Below are 13,422 nucleotides of genomic sequence, written 5' to 3'. Positions count from 1 at the left end.
ATTTACAAACGTAAATTTCAATCATATATTTGTTTTTGAAACAAAACACAAGGTGACAATCAATGATCAAATTACCAGACCAAAAAGCTTGCCAAGTATTGTTAACAATGGGGCGCAGACGCCAAATTGAACAAGCCATTTCAGAGCTAAATGAATTGGCCGTTGCCCTGTACCACCACTTTCGACAAGGCAAAGGCTCGATCACTGAAGTGATGGAAGAAATTGCTGACGTTGAAATCATGCTAGCGCAGATCTACCAGCTCGTAGACAAAGACCAGCTAGAAGCTATCCGACATAAGAAAATCGAAAAGCTTGATTTTTATCTATGGCGAGTAGGAGAGATCCCACGCGAGATCTCGGAGCTGCAACATCAAATCACTAAAGAGTCCAGTACCGAAGAAATTGAGCGTATTGAGCTAAAAATCAACGCCCTTAGACGCGAAATGGAGAGCATTAAGGGATGAAGATTTATATCGCTGGTGGCGTTACCGATGTGCCTGATAGCGAAGCGCAATTTAAACGCGCAGCCCTAAAGATTCAGTGCATCGGTCACGTTCCCGTTCACACACTGATGTTGCCAGAAGGATTAAGCGAACAAGGGTACATGGACATAGCAATGGCAATGATTCGTGAAGTTGACGCGATTTATTGCTTGCCGAACTGGAAAACTAGCGTTGGCGCATTCGCTGAAGTTGCTTACGCAAAGAAGCTCCACTTGCCAGTGTTCCACAACATTCAACAAATCAAGCATCGTTTTCGTTTCTAGGTGAGTTATGCGTTTTAGTGAAACTGTTCTAGTAGCGATACACGGCGCACTAGCGATCTACATGCTGGCTAAGTTCGGCATCGAATTTACGGTGATGATTTACTTTCTGGCTAGCGTAATCGTTGCGAGATTGAAATCACTCAAGTTGGTGAGGTAGGCATGAAATTACGAGACTTGCCTTATCAGTACGATTTCAAGCTTAACGGAAAGAGATATAGCCAATTCATTAGACCTAAAAAGCCAGTAGATCCGAATGATTTCAAAGTCGTGTGTTATGAGCCGCCGCAAGGCGACTCTATTGATATTCATTGCATGACTGAAGTTAAGCCAATAGTGCGTGTTCGTGTGTAAGCAGGGTATGACCAAAAGAACCATGTTTTAAGGAATTACGTTGATGAACATAACCAAATTCAACAAACCTATTTTTGGGGATCTGACCGTCATCATTGATATGGATAACGATCCTTGGTTTATCGGGAACGAGGTCGGCGCAATGCTTGGCCTTGTGAACGCTCGTGATGCGGTTAATCGGTATGTTTCAGAACAAGATAAGAAGCCGCTAAAGCAATTAATGGCCGAATTTCCAACGTCGAGCTGCTCGACGTTAGAGTTAAATCAACGGCTTACGGTAATAAACGAGGCTGGTATGTATGACTTGATTCTTTCCAGCCAAGCGCCAAAGGGTAAGCCGTTTCAGCGTTGGATCACTCACGAAGTGTTACCAAACATTCGAAAGCATGGCTCCTATTCATTGACCGAACAGCCGCGAACAAGCGCGGAATGGTTACTTGAGCAAGCAAAGGCTCTAGTTGAACAGGAGAAGCAGACCAAACAGGCCATTGATACGGCCAACGACGCTCATCGACGAATTGACGAGTTAGAGCGCAATTTTATTCCGGCTGGATATGCGATTGTTTCCGGTTTGGGTATTCACTACGGGCTATCCAATCAAAAGGCTAAAGAGCTAGTGGAAGCTTATGACGTTCCAACTAGACCAATCACAGTGAATAGTGGGACGTTCCCCGTTCTCACTAAGATGGTGCTCATTGAGGACTTTAAAGCCGCGCTCAAGAAAGAAATTCAACTTCTCTCACTATCAGATACCGGATTATGGTTTGCTGGTGGACAGTTAGGGCGATTTGCGGCCAAAGGGCGAGTGTTAGAGCTATTCAAAAAATACCAAGAGACATTAGCAGTTATTTAGGGGAACGCATTAGATGAGTAATCCGAACCAAGTATTAACCTACTACCTGATCACTTATCACTACTACAAAAAAGGCGTGTTTGCGCAAGCTGGCTATCAGCAAGTTGCTTTGAGCCAGAGAATGAAGCCTTACTCAACTAAGAAAATAATGGCCGCTATAGCCGATCACTTAGGAGTTGACGCAGATACGTTACTGCCTATCAACATTCAGGAGCTTGGTTCCTATCCAAGAGCCATGATTGAAGATCTAAAAGAACAAGCCGAGGCGTTAACAGTGACGCTTTAGAGTATCGCTTTTGAGTTAGAGCGTTGCATTTAGTGAATGCAGCGCTTTTTTTGTGCCTAGAAAACAGGAGAAGAGCAATGAAAGGTCGCAAACCGACAAAGGCAGAACAGATCTATGGACAGGCCGTGATTCAACGTTGTGGTTGTATAGCTTGCGATAAGCTTGGTCACCCGAATGATTGGCCTGAACCGTTGGAATACGTTGAGTTTCATCATTCGAGTGAGAAAGGTGCGGTTAAGCCACTAGCTCACTTTTTTGGTTATGGCCTTTGTCTCGTTCACCATCGAGGCGCAACTGGCGGCAACCCAATACCAGAAGGCGAACCAGTACGACACGATCCGCTAGGTAGTCGCAAGCAATTATTCTTCAACAAGGTTGGTACAGATTTAGAGCTGGTGGAATATGCGTGGTCTAAATTGCCACTAGAAGCGCTCGATCAGATTGGAGAGCTTAACGGAATATGGAGCTTTGAAGAGTTGGTGCGAGAGGACGCGAAGCAACGCAACATTTTTGAAAACATAAATTCCAATATTTAGGTTTGTTTGTATAATCATCGAGCGAATACAATTATTTTTGTTCAATGAATATTGCAAGGTATGACTGACATGACCAAAAACAAAATTTCACCGAGAGATGAAATCGCGGCAATAGGATTTAACGCAGCTATTCGTCTCCTTTCTATCCATAGACATTGCTCAGAGCAAGATGCAGTTGAGTACCTAGCGTTCGAGCTAGGCCGAGCAATTCCACAGATTGAGCATTACCGAGTAGTAGGGCTAAGTATCCACTTAGTTCCTAAAGTCATCGAGATAATGCGACAAAACAAAATCCCATTTGGCCGCCACCAGCTAGCGCCAACAAAAGAAATTATTGCTATGGCACAATGGCGCAACACAAAGTGACGCAAGGTATTACCAGACAAAACACAGGGGAAAATAGGCTTGATTGTTGTTTTGTTTGGATTCGTGATCTTCTCTGTTGGTCACGCTCTTTTTATGATTTCGGTGTTGTCGTTCTATGATTCTATGAATCGAAAGTTAACAAATAAGGCATCGACCATAATTTTTTTGATTGGAACGCTGCTTATGACGAGCGGCTTTCTTCTAAGCCCTTTGTGGCTAATTCAACAAATAGGTATAAACAAATGACCGACCAAAAAGTGCTAAACAGCAAAACACGACCAGAACTAATGAACTTTCTTGAAGAGTTTGTGCAAAGGGACGGTTTTAAAATCGCCTTAACCATTAATCCAGAGATTCAGGATGATGAAAGAGTAGGTCTAGGCATTAAACACGAACAGTTTCCTACGGTTAACAATAATCTCGCTGATCACATCGGTTGTGCTTTGAACGAGGTGATCAAAGAGCTTATGCCTCAACTTCTTCCAAAGGTAACAGCTATTGCTCTTGCAAAGATGGCAGGTGTGGATTTGAGCAGCGTGAAACTTACAGAGTGCGATTGTGAAGATTGCCAATGCAAGGATTCTGAACACCACAATGAAAGCGACGAATCAAAAGACGACGGAGCAGAAAAGATCCGAATTACTTCAAGCTCGTCAAATCGTATTCACTGATGCGAAACGCTTAAACCTTGATGAGTTTATGATCCGGCTAGCCAAGCTAGTCGGTTCGTACAAGTCTGTCACTATCTACGAGAACAACGAGGAAATATCCAGCTATGACACGCGAGATTGTACTGTCAACGCAAGAACAGCTACTAGCAGAGGGGATTCTTTCGAAATCAAGATCACTACTTAAACAGATGGAAGCCAACACGCTGCAACCTGTTAGCGTTAGTGAGCTTTGTTCCTTAGCAGCGGCTAAAGCCTTGGCTCTTCTACATGACCATGAGGATGTATCGAGCATCGTTATGGAAAACATTTCTTTTGGTATCGCTAACTCGAATTACTACTTACTCCGAACCAAGCAACAAGAAAGCCAAATCAAAGAACTACAAGAAGAAGTGGCCCGACTAAGCAAGTTGCTTGAAGAGTCCGGCCAGATAACTGTTATCGACGCAGTTACACCGGAAGAGGCCGAACTAGGCGAAGTTAGTAAGCAAGACAGCTAAGGAGAAAGTAGTGAATACCATTGACGCAGCGACCATTGTTTTTCAAGACGTACTTGGTTTTGATAATCCAGAATTTGCAAGCGCTTACGTCCAACTAGCCTACAGCGACCAAGCGGAGCTTGACGCCCTATGGTTTGACTTAAATTGCGACTCAATGAAAACCATTCTGGCGAACGTAATTGCAGAGCGCACCGGAACGTTGCCGACTCTAGTTAAAGCGGCCATTCAAACTAAGCCGCAGTTTTGCAATTACTCAGTGATGAATCACATTGCTTGGCAATCGCTTGTTAATCATGCCGTCAGTCAAAAAAACGCAGAAATTACGTGTTTTGAACTGGCTAAAATCATTCTGATGTATCCAGATTGCCCTAAGTTCTCGGAAGCTTGCGAATACGTTATGGAGCTTGGTTGCGACGTTCCTAGTGATTTTCGTGCGGATTTCACGGTGTTCTTTAACGAGACTGTTTCGGAATATATCGAAGAAGAGGCAAAAACCGATGAGCGTGAGTGAGATTAAGCAATTAGAGCGCGATTTAGGTGCCGTGATCGGTTATTTGAGTGCGCCTAAGTTAAGCGCGGTTCAGTTAGTTATTCGCAAAGCAGAAGCAATCAAGCGCCTTACCCGAATGCTAGACGAAGCAAAGTTTCTAAAGCAGCAAACAAAGTGCATGGTATTGCATGAGTTATTTGCTGAATTTGAGGGGCGTTCGGCCAGCTCTTTAACGATAGAGAAGCTGGTGGACGTTATTAAAGAGTGTAATGAGCATCTAAAGACGGTGTGAGCCTATGGGATACGATCTAGCGGAGTATTTAAAGCAGTTTGGTTTAACAGTTGCCGACCTTGAGGACGAGTCGGGGCGAGGCCGTAATACGCTTTACACTTGGTACAAAAAAGATAAGCAGATTCTTATGTGCATCATTCGATCACGGCTTTCTAGCAAGCTGCAAGTCATTGCCAAAGATATCGAAAACAAACTTTCCATGTTGGAACGATAGTTATATCGGCCACCGAGATTGAGTATTCAGTAAAAAACACGTCTATTGGCGTGTGAGCAAGTGACAATATGAGCATGTAAAGCGTACATACTGTGTATATTGAGGTGTACGCTGTTCAATCCCTGAAGGCTCAGCAAGGTGATGGCTTTAATGCGAGAAACCATCAATACTGGACATCAAGTGAAACGACTTGCGATGTGAAATTTGAATCGACGTTCTACCACGGCCTTCAAATAATAAACGGCGCGTGAAGGGGGAGCAACGCAATACAAAAGCTATCGCACAGTGACCTAATTGATCACTGAACTCAGCGCAACCCGAAAATGCCACGCGTGCCGAATCACTCTTGAGCAATATAGAAGTTACTATCTTGAGGTCGTTCGGTTTATCAGTTCAATAACACTTGGTGGTGCCGCATCATCTGAGATGATGCCTGTTGCCGAAGGCTTGAATATTGATTGTAGAACTAATTGCCTTTCTTCAGGAGAAGAAGCGCCTCCCTCACTTAAAAGAGCTAAGTAAGATTTAGTCATTATAATTCTTTCCTGCGAACTTAATTCAAGATGATTATGACTAAGATACATTCTTACTAAAATTCTTATGAGCCATAAAGCTAAAGATGTCGCAAATACAATAACTCCGATCTTACCCCAAACAATTGAGTCCGTAGACAGAACTTCCCAACCAACCCACGTTATTAAAGCAAAAATGAACGGAGCGATAATTAAAGATGCAATACCAAAGTATTTTGCTCGTTTCCTGTGGAACTTTTTATTATCTTCCCAGTATGAAACAGGCGCTTTGAGTTGGATTTCACTTTTGTATGACTCAACAAAATTGGATATTTTTTCTTTAGCTTTCTGTTTTTCAGACTCCAGTTTAGTGTTTAGTTCTTCAATCTGACTTTCGTACCTTTTGGAATTGAAGTTGATAGCTTCCTGTAAGTCAGTTTCAACCCGATTAACAAATGTATCCTTGTTTTCTTCAGCCTCTTGAATCGCCTTTTTTACTCTGTCATCTAAGCTTATGACTAATTGTTCAGATTCTCGGGCTCGTTTTTCTAGAGCAATAGACTCACTTTCCAAAGACTCTTGCTGCTTTTTAGCCTGTATTCTGATTTCTGACATCAAATCTAGAAATTGCTGCTTTTCCGGCAATAATTTCTTTCGTAATCCCTTTTTATATAAAATTGCTGTAACAATACCCTCAATGTCAGAGTCTTGTTGGTTCAAAAGCGTGCGTAAACAACTAACTGCAACAGCTTTATCCTCAATACTGTTGATGAAGCGACCAGTTACACTTTGAGATAAGAATATTTTTCGTTCTTGGCTTAGTTCTTCTATTTTTTCTTCAAAAGTCTGTAGTTTGGTGTCGGATGGACTAGCTTTTTGTAGCTCTTTATTGAGTTTAAGTCCTATTTGGTTAAGTTGCTCATATCCATCCAAACCATGATCTATACCTTCTAACCAAGACCAACTTTCTATCTCTTGTTGTAACTTGTCCATCTAATCTCCTTGTTACTTCTAACGCCCTGTTAAGGGGTGAGCAACGCAATACCGATGCCGCCGCATACAACCTTAAACACTAAAAACAACGCATAGTAAAAATGCCACGCATTGCGAATCACTCTTAAACAGTTTGTTATAATTTTCTATCTACTAAACCTCTGTAACATAGTATCAAAATCAACCACTGAGGTGCCTCCAGATGTTTGAGATAGATTCATAGACTTGGCCGATTCATTGACAACCCAACTAGAACCACCTTGTGGAAGTTGGCTCGAGTAAAACTCATACAGTTTTTGACGACCATATTTAACTTCAAGTTCTGATATAACCGCCATTATATGGTTGTAAACAACCTTTCCAAACCCTATAGCTTCGTCTACGGATGGAATGTAACCTTTATGAATTACTTTATTTCTAAAGCCACGATCATTGCTGCTTAGCTCTGGTGGTAATTCACCTAGTGATGAGAAGTAGAGGTAGGTAAAAGCACCAAGCTGCCTTTCAGATTGATTTGAAACGGTCTTCCACGCTTGATCTGCGAGTTCTGATGTAATGCCAGTGTTCACCATTTGAAACTTTATGAAGAATTCGTAAAAGCGCTCCAGAGCACTAGCAAATGACGAAACCGACTCCCGAGTGTAACCGTCACCCAAAGCATTCATACCTAAGTCATATAAGATCTCATATTTTGCAGCATTTAACACAACTGAATATTCATGACCTCTCGGACATTTAATTTCGTGTACTCCGCTATCATGGAGCATGTGAGGCGTAAGCCTAAAACTAAGACTCTGCATGCCGCTTCTATTAAATGCTTCTTGCATACAATATGGGCATGTGTGATTTATCCTCATAAGGAATCTCCAAAATTATAACGCCGCATTAAGGTGTGAGCGGCGCTTGGCTATACTTGAGCGAAGCGAAACTGCCAAGCGTTGCGAATCACTCTTGAATGCTTTGTTATGTGAATTTTTACTCGTACGTCTTACCGTTGTGCTTTAACCAACCGTGCGGGTGTCTATTGTTTGGGTCATGGTGTGTCCAGTGCATAACACCACCTTTTTTATTCCATTCATATTCACCGTAAAACTGAACTCGATCGCCCACTTTTAGGTTTGGAATTCTAGGAGCCAAATCAATATTGTGAGCAACAAGTAAGGTCTGTTTACTGTCCAACTTTAAAATAAACTTTTGATGCCTACTTCCTTCGTTGTCATCACGTAGCAAGCGAATTACTGTGCCTGAGCCTTGAATTTGAACATCACTTTGATGATTATCATATGCTGTCTTTAACTGATGATCATTAGCTTGAGCACCAATCGAGGCTAGACAAAAGAGAGCTATAAATATAGCGATAAACTTCTTCATATAGTCAATTTCTCCAATTCACATAACGCCGCATTAAGGTGTGAGCGACGCTTGGCTATACTTGAGCGAAGCGAAACTGCCAAGCGTTGCGAATCACTCTTAAATGCTTTGTTAGGTATGTTGTTTTAGGTTTTGCCCAAACATAAACAAAAACATCTCTGCCTGTGCTGCTGTGCACTCTGAAGATAGTGCAAAATCGTTCATAATTTTCAGATACTCAGGATAAAGGTTTGGGGCATTTGTATAAGTTATACGCTTCATGCCAGCAAACTCTTTATAGATACCTGTCTTGATGGCTTCAATTACACGAATGTCCAAAATTAGTGGCTCATGCCCCTCAATTTTACCTCCAACAAAATAGAGAAATTTTGAGTATGTAGACAACCCTAACCCACTAATTTCTTTTACTTTGTTGTAGTGTGTTTCCCAGTCATCAATACCTTGCGATGCACACTTTAATAAAGAGGCTATCTCAGGCAATTTCTTCATAATCTTTGAGAAGTTGTTGCCCCTCATGCCTGATGAGTAGCCCCATAGAATCGTTGATATTATTAACTTGTTGTAATCCTGAGTGTCTGCGATGTCTTTGAGGTCTTGCCTGCGTAGTTTTACATCCTGTTCACCAGAAAATATAGATTGTATTGTATTCCAAATTTCTGGGTGGCTCTCTTGATACTTTTCCCAAGTAGCTAGTTTTGTACCAATAGCATGGTCTGCTTCAGGCAAATGACCAATCAAGGATTTGTAATTTTCCATAGTTCCCTCTGAATACCTAACGCCGCATTAAGGTGTTAGCGACGCTTGGCTATACTTGAGCGAAGCGAAAACGCCAAGCGTTGTGAATCACTCTTAAATGCTTTGTTAAATGAAATTTTGCATACCCATAATAAAATCAGATTTGCCACCATATGACGGGTGACGAATATACTGAACCTCACTGTTAGGGAACGCGATTCTCAAAGCTTTTTCACCTTTACGCCCTATGCTTGCTACTTTAGAAGGAAAGAAAATTTCATGAAGATCTTCAAGAAATTCTCTCCCGATTTTCAATTCTGATGCATTAGGTGCTCGATTAGACTTCGGGTTACCTTTGTTGTACGGATGAAATGGAAACGAATTCCAGAGCAAAGGTATACGATTTCGCTCCCCTAGCACTTCCCACATAAAATTTGCTGTATTTTCGGATTGGATACTCGCGAAACGCAACTTGTCTTTAATTTTCAGTAACACTGGATGTTCAGTACGTGCTAGTTGTTCACTACTTGTAAAAGGAATACCCGTAACACGACAACCCAAATACCCAGGAGCCTCTCCCACAAGCATATGTACATTGCCAACATCACTTAAAAACAAGTTTAAGTATTCTCGCAAGTTATTCACAGCGTTTTCATCCTTATATGGATTGAAAACCGTTTCTGAATGCTCGAAAGCAATCAATTTATTTAGAAAAACTTCGATTTTATCCACGATACTCCCCATTTCATTTAACGCTTTGTTAAGGGGTGAACAACGCAATACCGAAGCTGCGGCATACCGCCTTAAACACTAAAACCAACGCACAGTAAAAATGCCACGCGTTGTGAATCCCTCTTAAACAGTTTGTATGTGTATTATTACACAAAAAACCTTAGCGGGTCGTTGATTGCATTTCTTTGCTCTTCAGTTAACAACGACTTGAAAGCCTTAGCCGTTTCCATTTGCTCATCTGAAAACCCAAACTCTAACAACGCAACTTGCGTAGACTCTATCGATCCAAGAATCTCACCCTGTTTGTATTTATTGTTTAAAAGATCATTGACCTCGCAATAAAGCGAGCAAGACGCCCAAAGAATATTCCTCACGGCTCTTTGGTTGTAATAGCTGTCTTTAGTAACATCTTGCAAGAAATCACCGGACATTGTTCTGATGCTATCGAGCTTTTCGGGTATTCCACGAACTAGATGACGCTCATCTACAGACAGGAGAAGTAGACATTCTTTATAAAAGTCTTTTAGAAAGTCTAAGTCGAACTTCTTCACTATTGGGACTGGTATTTGAGGAATATTTCCTTGAGCATCAGCTTGAGTTTCAAGTGCATGTAACAATTTAAAATGCTCTATCGCTATCGACTTCAAGTACAACCTGCAATCAGAAAGCTCTGCATATAACACCTTTTTGTTTTTTGATGATGACAGATAAAAATCCCACTTCCTCATTAAAGGAGTAAAAAGGATACCAAGCACAAAAACACCCAAAGTTATAAAAGGCGCGAAATTTATGCTTTCGTTCATATGATGACCTCAATTAATACACATAACGCCCTGTTAAGGTGTGAGCAACGCAATACCGATGCTTCCGCATGCCACCTTAAACACTAAACACAACGCATAGTAAAAATACCACGCGTTGCGAATCACTCTTAAACAGTTAGCACACATTAGCGCACAATATCTTCGTTTTTTAGAGACGTCAGGTACGAAAGGTCAAGTTGACTTCCAACAGAACTAGCTAGCTGAGAAGAAGAGCTGACTTCAAACTTCATGCTAGCAAGTAACGAATGACCAGCTCCGGCAATAACACCTAACAATGGGCTGTTAAAGTTGCTACCAACTAACCCACCGGACACGACACCTTGTCCAATTGTTCCAAGGTTAATGTCTAATGCAACCTTGCGACTCGCCAACAAACGAGTCCCCCAACTTTCCTTAGCTACTTTATCTAAATCTTTTATTGCATTCTCTAGGCGAGTTATTTGTACAATTTTTGAACGAGGGATGTCTTGGGATTTTGATATTTCAAGATATAACTCATCGAGGGTTTGACGCAAACCTTGTAGCTCATTATCTCGTTGCGACTTAAATGCGATTAGTTTAGCTATGGGATAGTCTGGTAACGGTACAGGTAAACACTTTGATAGTTCAAAATCAGCGGTAACTAAATCCCTAGACAAGCCTTTCGGAATTACGAGCTGGTCACCAGATTGATGTATAGCCCATTGTCCGGGATTTTCTTGGGTTAATTGAGTTGCAACTTGGCTCAGTCCATCAAAATGCATCTTCGCCAAACCACTGCCATTGAATGTCCCATTTAATGACATTCTTGCAGTCTCTTTTCGTAACACTTTTGCCTGCTCTAGTAAAAGACCATCGCCGGAAATTCCCGTACCAAAAATGTTACTGTCGGTTATAACTATCTTATCCCAGTACAAAGCCATATAACGTAGTTTCTCGGGAGGTAAGCCACCGTTAATTGATAGTGAATCTCCGTTACTCAAGATTTCTTGAGCTGGGGTTACGATACCTCTTTCCATTTTTACTCCAAAAAGAAAATGAGATGTTTATTAATGAGTGCTAACGCCCTGTTAAGGTGTGAGCAACGCAATGCAGAAGCCGCTGCAAACCACCTTAATCACTTAAACCAATGCATAGTAAAAATGCCACGCGTTGCGAATCACTCTTAAACAGTTTGTTAGCCGTTTTGTGATTTAAATATTTTTAACCACTCTTTTTGGTCTGGCGACAATACATCTAGGTTGGCATGAAATCCCAAGAGATTTACGTAAGGAGAAAGCTTACTGATGTATGCTAATCGTTCTGTGATATCCAACTGACCTTGCTCTAGCTCTGACTCTCCGATATCCCTGAGCCTTTCCAAATAAAATTTCATATTTCCTGAAAAATATGCAATCTCTACCAAAAGGTTAGTAGCAACAATAACATCCTCATTAACTGCCACCTCCCTCTGATTTCGTAAGTTAATAAAATACCTTTCTACTGATAGTCCCGTATTCATATAAGGCGCAGAAATCTTTTGTTCAATAGACTGAAAATGTCTTTCTAAGGCATTTTTCAAAGTATTTATTACAATCAACTTCTTACTAACAATTACGCTTTCCTGCTGAGATTTAAGAGTGTTAGCAATATACACTAAAGCCATTACAGATAGTATTGGGCCACTTACACCGCCAAAGAATGTTGCAAAATCAGACCAAGCTTTCGGCGTTAGTTCGAAAGCTAAACCACCGAAAATCCCCAAGCCAACTGGATAACTCAATCCGACAACCAGCAAAAAAACAAACGCAAGACTCAACCATATTTTCATGTGAAATAAAATCTCCCTATACGGCTAACGCTTTCCATACGGATTTTAGCCGTCTTCCATACTCCTATCATGCAATCTTTCCAATTACAGTTCAATTGATAATCAATAGGTTAATGAGAGGTGATAGATATTAAATTGCAAAATGACGGATAGTTTAAAAGCTTACTTCGACTACCTCGGATAGCTGTCGGCAAGGGAGACTTTCATTCAGATGAAGTTAATTCGCTTCAGTGATAACCAACAATAGGGCATAAATGAGTTTGCAATGCCTATTGCAAAAGCTCTTTCAAGTAGTCGTTTTTATGGTTAATAAGCATAAAGAGCACTTAATCGATCAATCCGAGTTGGATGTAAGCTAAATTTAGTTTAAATTTGGACTAATATAGGTTTTGGTGTATAGTTAGTAACGCAAACAAATGAACCCAGACTAACTTTTAAATTTAGCTGGTTTACGTTCTTATACCGAAGGAAGAAACCCATGCGAACTGAGACGGTAAGCTATTTAAAGAAAAATGCAGCCGATCTCCCACTAGATGAAGCGATGACGATCACACAAAACGGTAAGCCGATTTATGTGGTGGAATCATACGAAGAACGACTAAAGCGCGATCAAGCAGTAGCCTTGATGAAGCTTGTTACTATCAGTAGCAAGGATGTAGCTCAAGGTCGCACAATGTCATCGAGTTCATTTAAGGAGAGATTGGCCGCCAAGAAATCATAAGGTGACCATAAGATGGCCAATATTGTTTATACGGAAACGTTCTTTAATACAGTAGAAGAACGTATTGACTACTACTCACAATGGAATGATTCCATTAGCGTAGTAGAGAGAATTGAAAATTTGATTGAGACGTTCGAGCAGAACGTTGAGAGCAATCCGGCCATATATCCGGCTTGTTATGAGCTAACTCAGCTTGGGGTGTATCACTTTCGTCAGTTTAGTTTTGATGGGTTCAAACTTATCTATCAATACGACGATGCGACAGATACGGTTTACGCCATGGTTTTGATTAGTGATAAGCAAGATTTGCAGAAAACCCTAGTGGATTACTGCATCCGGTTCTTATAAAACTGATGATTAAAAGCCGCCTTTCGAGGCGGTTTTTTTATGTCTAAAGGTCGCAATAGCGGCCTTTTTTGATCA

23 protein-coding genes are annotated in these 13,422 nt (G+C 41.1%); 15 read left to right on the top strand and 8 right to left on the bottom strand.

Annotation, left to right across the window (positions count from 1 at the left end; genetic code table 11):
- Window positions 1-62 precede the first annotated feature (62 nt).
- The 13 genes from R7P72_RS18645 (at window position 63) to R7P72_RS18585 (ending at window position 5,322) form a co-directional block, all read left to right on the top strand.
- On the top strand, window positions 63-464 hold the full coding sequence (locus R7P72_RS18645) for a hypothetical protein (protein WP_169601438.1): 402 nt from the start codon (window positions 63-65) through the stop codon (window positions 462-464).
- Complete coding sequence (locus R7P72_RS18640; RefSeq protein ID WP_020840927.1) at window positions 461-766, top strand: DUF4406 domain-containing protein; 306 nt, start codon at window positions 461-463, stop codon at window positions 764-766. The genes R7P72_RS18645 and R7P72_RS18640 overlap by 4 nt, the downstream gene beginning before the upstream one ends.
- Before the next feature lie 7 nt (window positions 767-773).
- Window positions 774-923, top strand: a complete 150-nt coding sequence (locus R7P72_RS18635; RefSeq protein WP_020840926.1) for a hypothetical protein — start codon at window positions 774-776, stop codon at window positions 921-923.
- Window positions 924-925: 2 nt separating this feature from the next.
- Window positions 926-1,117, top strand: coding sequence for a hypothetical protein (locus R7P72_RS18630; protein ID WP_020840925.1), 192 nt, complete (start codon window positions 926-928; stop codon window positions 1,115-1,117).
- Window positions 1,118-1,160: 43 nt separating this feature from the next.
- Window positions 1,161-1,970: a Bro-N domain-containing protein gene (locus R7P72_RS18625; protein WP_169601436.1), complete on the top strand. Its 810-nt coding sequence runs from the start codon at window positions 1,161-1,163 to the stop codon at window positions 1,968-1,970.
- Between the two features lie 13 nt (window positions 1,971-1,983).
- Window positions 1,984-2,256, top strand: coding sequence for a hypothetical protein (locus tag R7P72_RS18620; RefSeq protein WP_020840923.1), 273 nt, complete (start codon window positions 1,984-1,986; stop codon window positions 2,254-2,256).
- 77 nt (window positions 2,257-2,333) lie between these two features.
- Entirely contained in the window at window positions 2,334-2,792 is a 459-nt protein-coding gene (locus tag R7P72_RS18615) for a Ref family recombination enhancement nuclease (RefSeq protein ID WP_276433784.1), read from the top strand.
- 69 nt (window positions 2,793-2,861) lie between these two features.
- The gene (locus R7P72_RS18610; RefSeq protein WP_021454335.1) at window positions 2,862-3,158 is read left to right on the top strand and encodes a hypothetical protein; all 297 of its coding nucleotides are present in this window, start codon (window positions 2,862-2,864) and stop codon (window positions 3,156-3,158) included.
- A 242-nt stretch (window positions 3,159-3,400) separates the two neighbouring features.
- The gene (locus R7P72_RS18605) at window positions 3,401-3,829 is read left to right on the top strand and encodes a hypothetical protein (protein ID WP_025541757.1); all 429 of its coding nucleotides are present in this window, start codon (window positions 3,401-3,403) and stop codon (window positions 3,827-3,829) included.
- Window positions 3,830-3,933: 104 nt separating this feature from the next.
- Window positions 3,934-4,326 carry a hypothetical protein gene (locus tag R7P72_RS18600; RefSeq protein WP_033908281.1) on the top strand — a complete coding sequence of 131 codons (393 nt, stop codon included), beginning with the start codon at window positions 3,934-3,936 and terminating at the stop codon, window positions 4,324-4,326.
- 10 nt (window positions 4,327-4,336) lie between these two features.
- Complete coding sequence (locus R7P72_RS18595; protein WP_021484991.1) at window positions 4,337-4,837, top strand: hypothetical protein; 501 nt, start codon at window positions 4,337-4,339, stop codon at window positions 4,835-4,837.
- Window positions 4,824-5,108, top strand: coding sequence for a hypothetical protein (locus R7P72_RS18590; protein WP_021453067.1), 285 nt, complete (start codon window positions 4,824-4,826; stop codon window positions 5,106-5,108). Before R7P72_RS18595 ends, R7P72_RS18590 begins: the two co-directional genes overlap by 14 nt.
- Window positions 5,109-5,112: 4 nt before the next feature.
- Window positions 5,113-5,322: a hypothetical protein gene (locus R7P72_RS18585; protein WP_020840915.1), complete on the top strand. Its 210-nt coding sequence runs from the start codon at window positions 5,113-5,115 to the stop codon at window positions 5,320-5,322.
- Window positions 5,323-5,687: 365 nt separating this feature from the next.
- Here the strand turns inward: R7P72_RS18585 and R7P72_RS18580 are convergent, their stop codons facing one another.
- From R7P72_RS18580 to R7P72_RS18540, 8 genes are all read right to left on the bottom strand, one after another.
- Window positions 5,688-6,827 (bottom strand): DUF6161 domain-containing protein, encoded by a 1,140-nt coding sequence (locus R7P72_RS18580; RefSeq protein WP_169601434.1) that lies wholly within the window; start codon window positions 6,825-6,827, stop codon window positions 5,688-5,690.
- 146 nt (window positions 6,828-6,973) lie between these two features.
- Complete coding sequence (locus R7P72_RS18575; RefSeq protein ID WP_169601432.1) at window positions 6,974-7,654, bottom strand: hypothetical protein; 681 nt, start codon at window positions 7,652-7,654, stop codon at window positions 6,974-6,976.
- A gap of 148 nt (window positions 7,655-7,802) precedes the next feature.
- Entirely contained in the window at window positions 7,803-8,198 is a 396-nt protein-coding gene (locus R7P72_RS18570; RefSeq protein WP_169601430.1) for a DUF3465 domain-containing protein, read from the bottom strand.
- 111 nt (window positions 8,199-8,309) lie between these two features.
- Window positions 8,310-8,954: a hypothetical protein gene (locus R7P72_RS18565; RefSeq protein ID WP_169601428.1), complete on the bottom strand. Its 645-nt coding sequence runs from the start codon at window positions 8,952-8,954 to the stop codon at window positions 8,310-8,312.
- A gap of 105 nt (window positions 8,955-9,059) precedes the next feature.
- Complete coding sequence (locus R7P72_RS18560) at window positions 9,060-9,665, bottom strand: uracil-DNA glycosylase family protein (protein WP_169601426.1); 606 nt, start codon at window positions 9,663-9,665, stop codon at window positions 9,060-9,062.
- A gap of 146 nt (window positions 9,666-9,811) precedes the next feature.
- Window positions 9,812-10,468, bottom strand: a complete 657-nt coding sequence (locus R7P72_RS18550; protein WP_169601422.1) for a hypothetical protein — start codon at window positions 10,466-10,468, stop codon at window positions 9,812-9,814.
- A 146-nt stretch (window positions 10,469-10,614) separates the two neighbouring features.
- Window positions 10,615-11,487 (bottom strand): DUF6236 family protein, encoded by an 873-nt coding sequence (locus tag R7P72_RS18545; RefSeq protein ID WP_169601418.1) that lies wholly within the window; start codon window positions 11,485-11,487, stop codon window positions 10,615-10,617.
- A gap of 158 nt (window positions 11,488-11,645) precedes the next feature.
- On the bottom strand, window positions 11,646-12,278 hold the full coding sequence (locus tag R7P72_RS18540) for a hypothetical protein (protein ID WP_169601416.1): 633 nt from the start codon (window positions 12,276-12,278) through the stop codon (window positions 11,646-11,648).
- Window positions 12,279-12,756: 478 nt separating this feature from the next.
- Here R7P72_RS18540 and R7P72_RS18535 point away from each other — a divergent pair, with 478 nt between their 5' ends.
- Window positions 12,757-12,999: a type II toxin-antitoxin system Phd/YefM family antitoxin gene (locus R7P72_RS18535; RefSeq protein ID WP_020840902.1), complete on the top strand. Its 243-nt coding sequence runs from the start codon at window positions 12,757-12,759 to the stop codon at window positions 12,997-12,999.
- Between the two features lie 12 nt (window positions 13,000-13,011).
- On the top strand, window positions 13,012-13,347 hold the full coding sequence (locus tag R7P72_RS18530; protein WP_029796471.1) for a type II toxin-antitoxin system RelE/ParE family toxin: 336 nt from the start codon (window positions 13,012-13,014) through the stop codon (window positions 13,345-13,347).
- The last annotated feature ends 75 nt before the right edge of the window (window positions 13,348-13,422 follow it).

The organism is Vibrio sp. Vb0888, from assembly GCF_033338835.1.
Lineage (GTDB): Bacteria > Pseudomonadota > Gammaproteobacteria > Enterobacterales > Vibrionaceae > Vibrio > Vibrio alginolyticus.
This window is presented reverse-complemented; position numbering and strand designations above follow the sequence as displayed.

Excerpts from the sequence above, each read along its gene's own strand:
- R7P72_RS18645 (WP_169601438.1), top strand. The coding sequence starts at position 63 with ATGATCAAATTACCAGACCAAAAAGCTTGCCAAGTATTGTTAACAATG.
- R7P72_RS18575 (WP_169601432.1), bottom strand. The coding sequence starts at position 7,654 with ATGCAAGAAGCATTTAATAGAAGCGGCATGCAGAGTCTTAGTTTTAGG.
- R7P72_RS18635 (WP_020840926.1), top strand. The coding sequence starts at position 774 with ATGCGTTTTAGTGAAACTGTTCTAGTAGCGATACACGGCGCACTAGCG.
- R7P72_RS18600 (WP_033908281.1), top strand. The coding sequence starts at position 3,934 with ATGACACGCGAGATTGTACTGTCAACGCAAGAACAGCTACTAGCAGAG.
- R7P72_RS18605 (WP_025541757.1), top strand. The coding sequence starts at position 3,401 with ATGACCGACCAAAAAGTGCTAAACAGCAAAACACGACCAGAACTAATG.
- R7P72_RS18585 (WP_020840915.1), top strand. The coding sequence starts at position 5,113 with ATGGGATACGATCTAGCGGAGTATTTAAAGCAGTTTGGTTTAACAGTT.
- R7P72_RS18610 (WP_021454335.1), top strand. The coding sequence starts at position 2,862 with ATGACCAAAAACAAAATTTCACCGAGAGATGAAATCGCGGCAATAGGA.
- R7P72_RS18640 (WP_020840927.1), top strand. The coding sequence starts at position 461 with ATGAAGATTTATATCGCTGGTGGCGTTACCGATGTGCCTGATAGCGAA.
- R7P72_RS18545 (WP_169601418.1), bottom strand. The coding sequence starts at position 11,487 with ATGGAAAGAGGTATCGTAACCCCAGCTCAAGAAATCTTGAGTAACGGA.
- R7P72_RS18590 (WP_021453067.1), top strand. The coding sequence starts at position 4,824 with ATGAGCGTGAGTGAGATTAAGCAATTAGAGCGCGATTTAGGTGCCGTG.
- R7P72_RS18565 (WP_169601428.1), bottom strand. The coding sequence starts at position 8,954 with ATGGAAAATTACAAATCCTTGATTGGTCATTTGCCTGAAGCAGACCAT.
- R7P72_RS18630 (WP_020840925.1), top strand. The coding sequence starts at position 926 with ATGAAATTACGAGACTTGCCTTATCAGTACGATTTCAAGCTTAACGGA.
- R7P72_RS18570 (WP_169601430.1), bottom strand. The coding sequence starts at position 8,198 with ATGAAGAAGTTTATCGCTATATTTATAGCTCTCTTTTGTCTAGCCTCG.
- R7P72_RS18620 (WP_020840923.1), top strand. The coding sequence starts at position 1,984 with ATGAGTAATCCGAACCAAGTATTAACCTACTACCTGATCACTTATCAC.
- R7P72_RS18550 (WP_169601422.1), bottom strand. The coding sequence starts at position 10,468 with ATGAACGAAAGCATAAATTTCGCGCCTTTTATAACTTTGGGTGTTTTT.
- R7P72_RS18615 (WP_276433784.1), top strand. The coding sequence starts at position 2,334 with ATGAAAGGTCGCAAACCGACAAAGGCAGAACAGATCTATGGACAGGCC.
- R7P72_RS18580 (WP_169601434.1), bottom strand. The coding sequence starts at position 6,827 with ATGGACAAGTTACAACAAGAGATAGAAAGTTGGTCTTGGTTAGAAGGT.
- R7P72_RS18625 (WP_169601436.1), top strand. The coding sequence starts at position 1,161 with ATGAACATAACCAAATTCAACAAACCTATTTTTGGGGATCTGACCGTC.
- R7P72_RS18535 (WP_020840902.1), top strand. The coding sequence starts at position 12,757 with ATGCGAACTGAGACGGTAAGCTATTTAAAGAAAAATGCAGCCGATCTC.
- R7P72_RS18540 (WP_169601416.1), bottom strand. The coding sequence starts at position 12,278 with ATGAAAATATGGTTGAGTCTTGCGTTTGTTTTTTTGCTGGTTGTCGGA.
- R7P72_RS18530 (WP_029796471.1), top strand. The coding sequence starts at position 13,012 with ATGGCCAATATTGTTTATACGGAAACGTTCTTTAATACAGTAGAAGAA.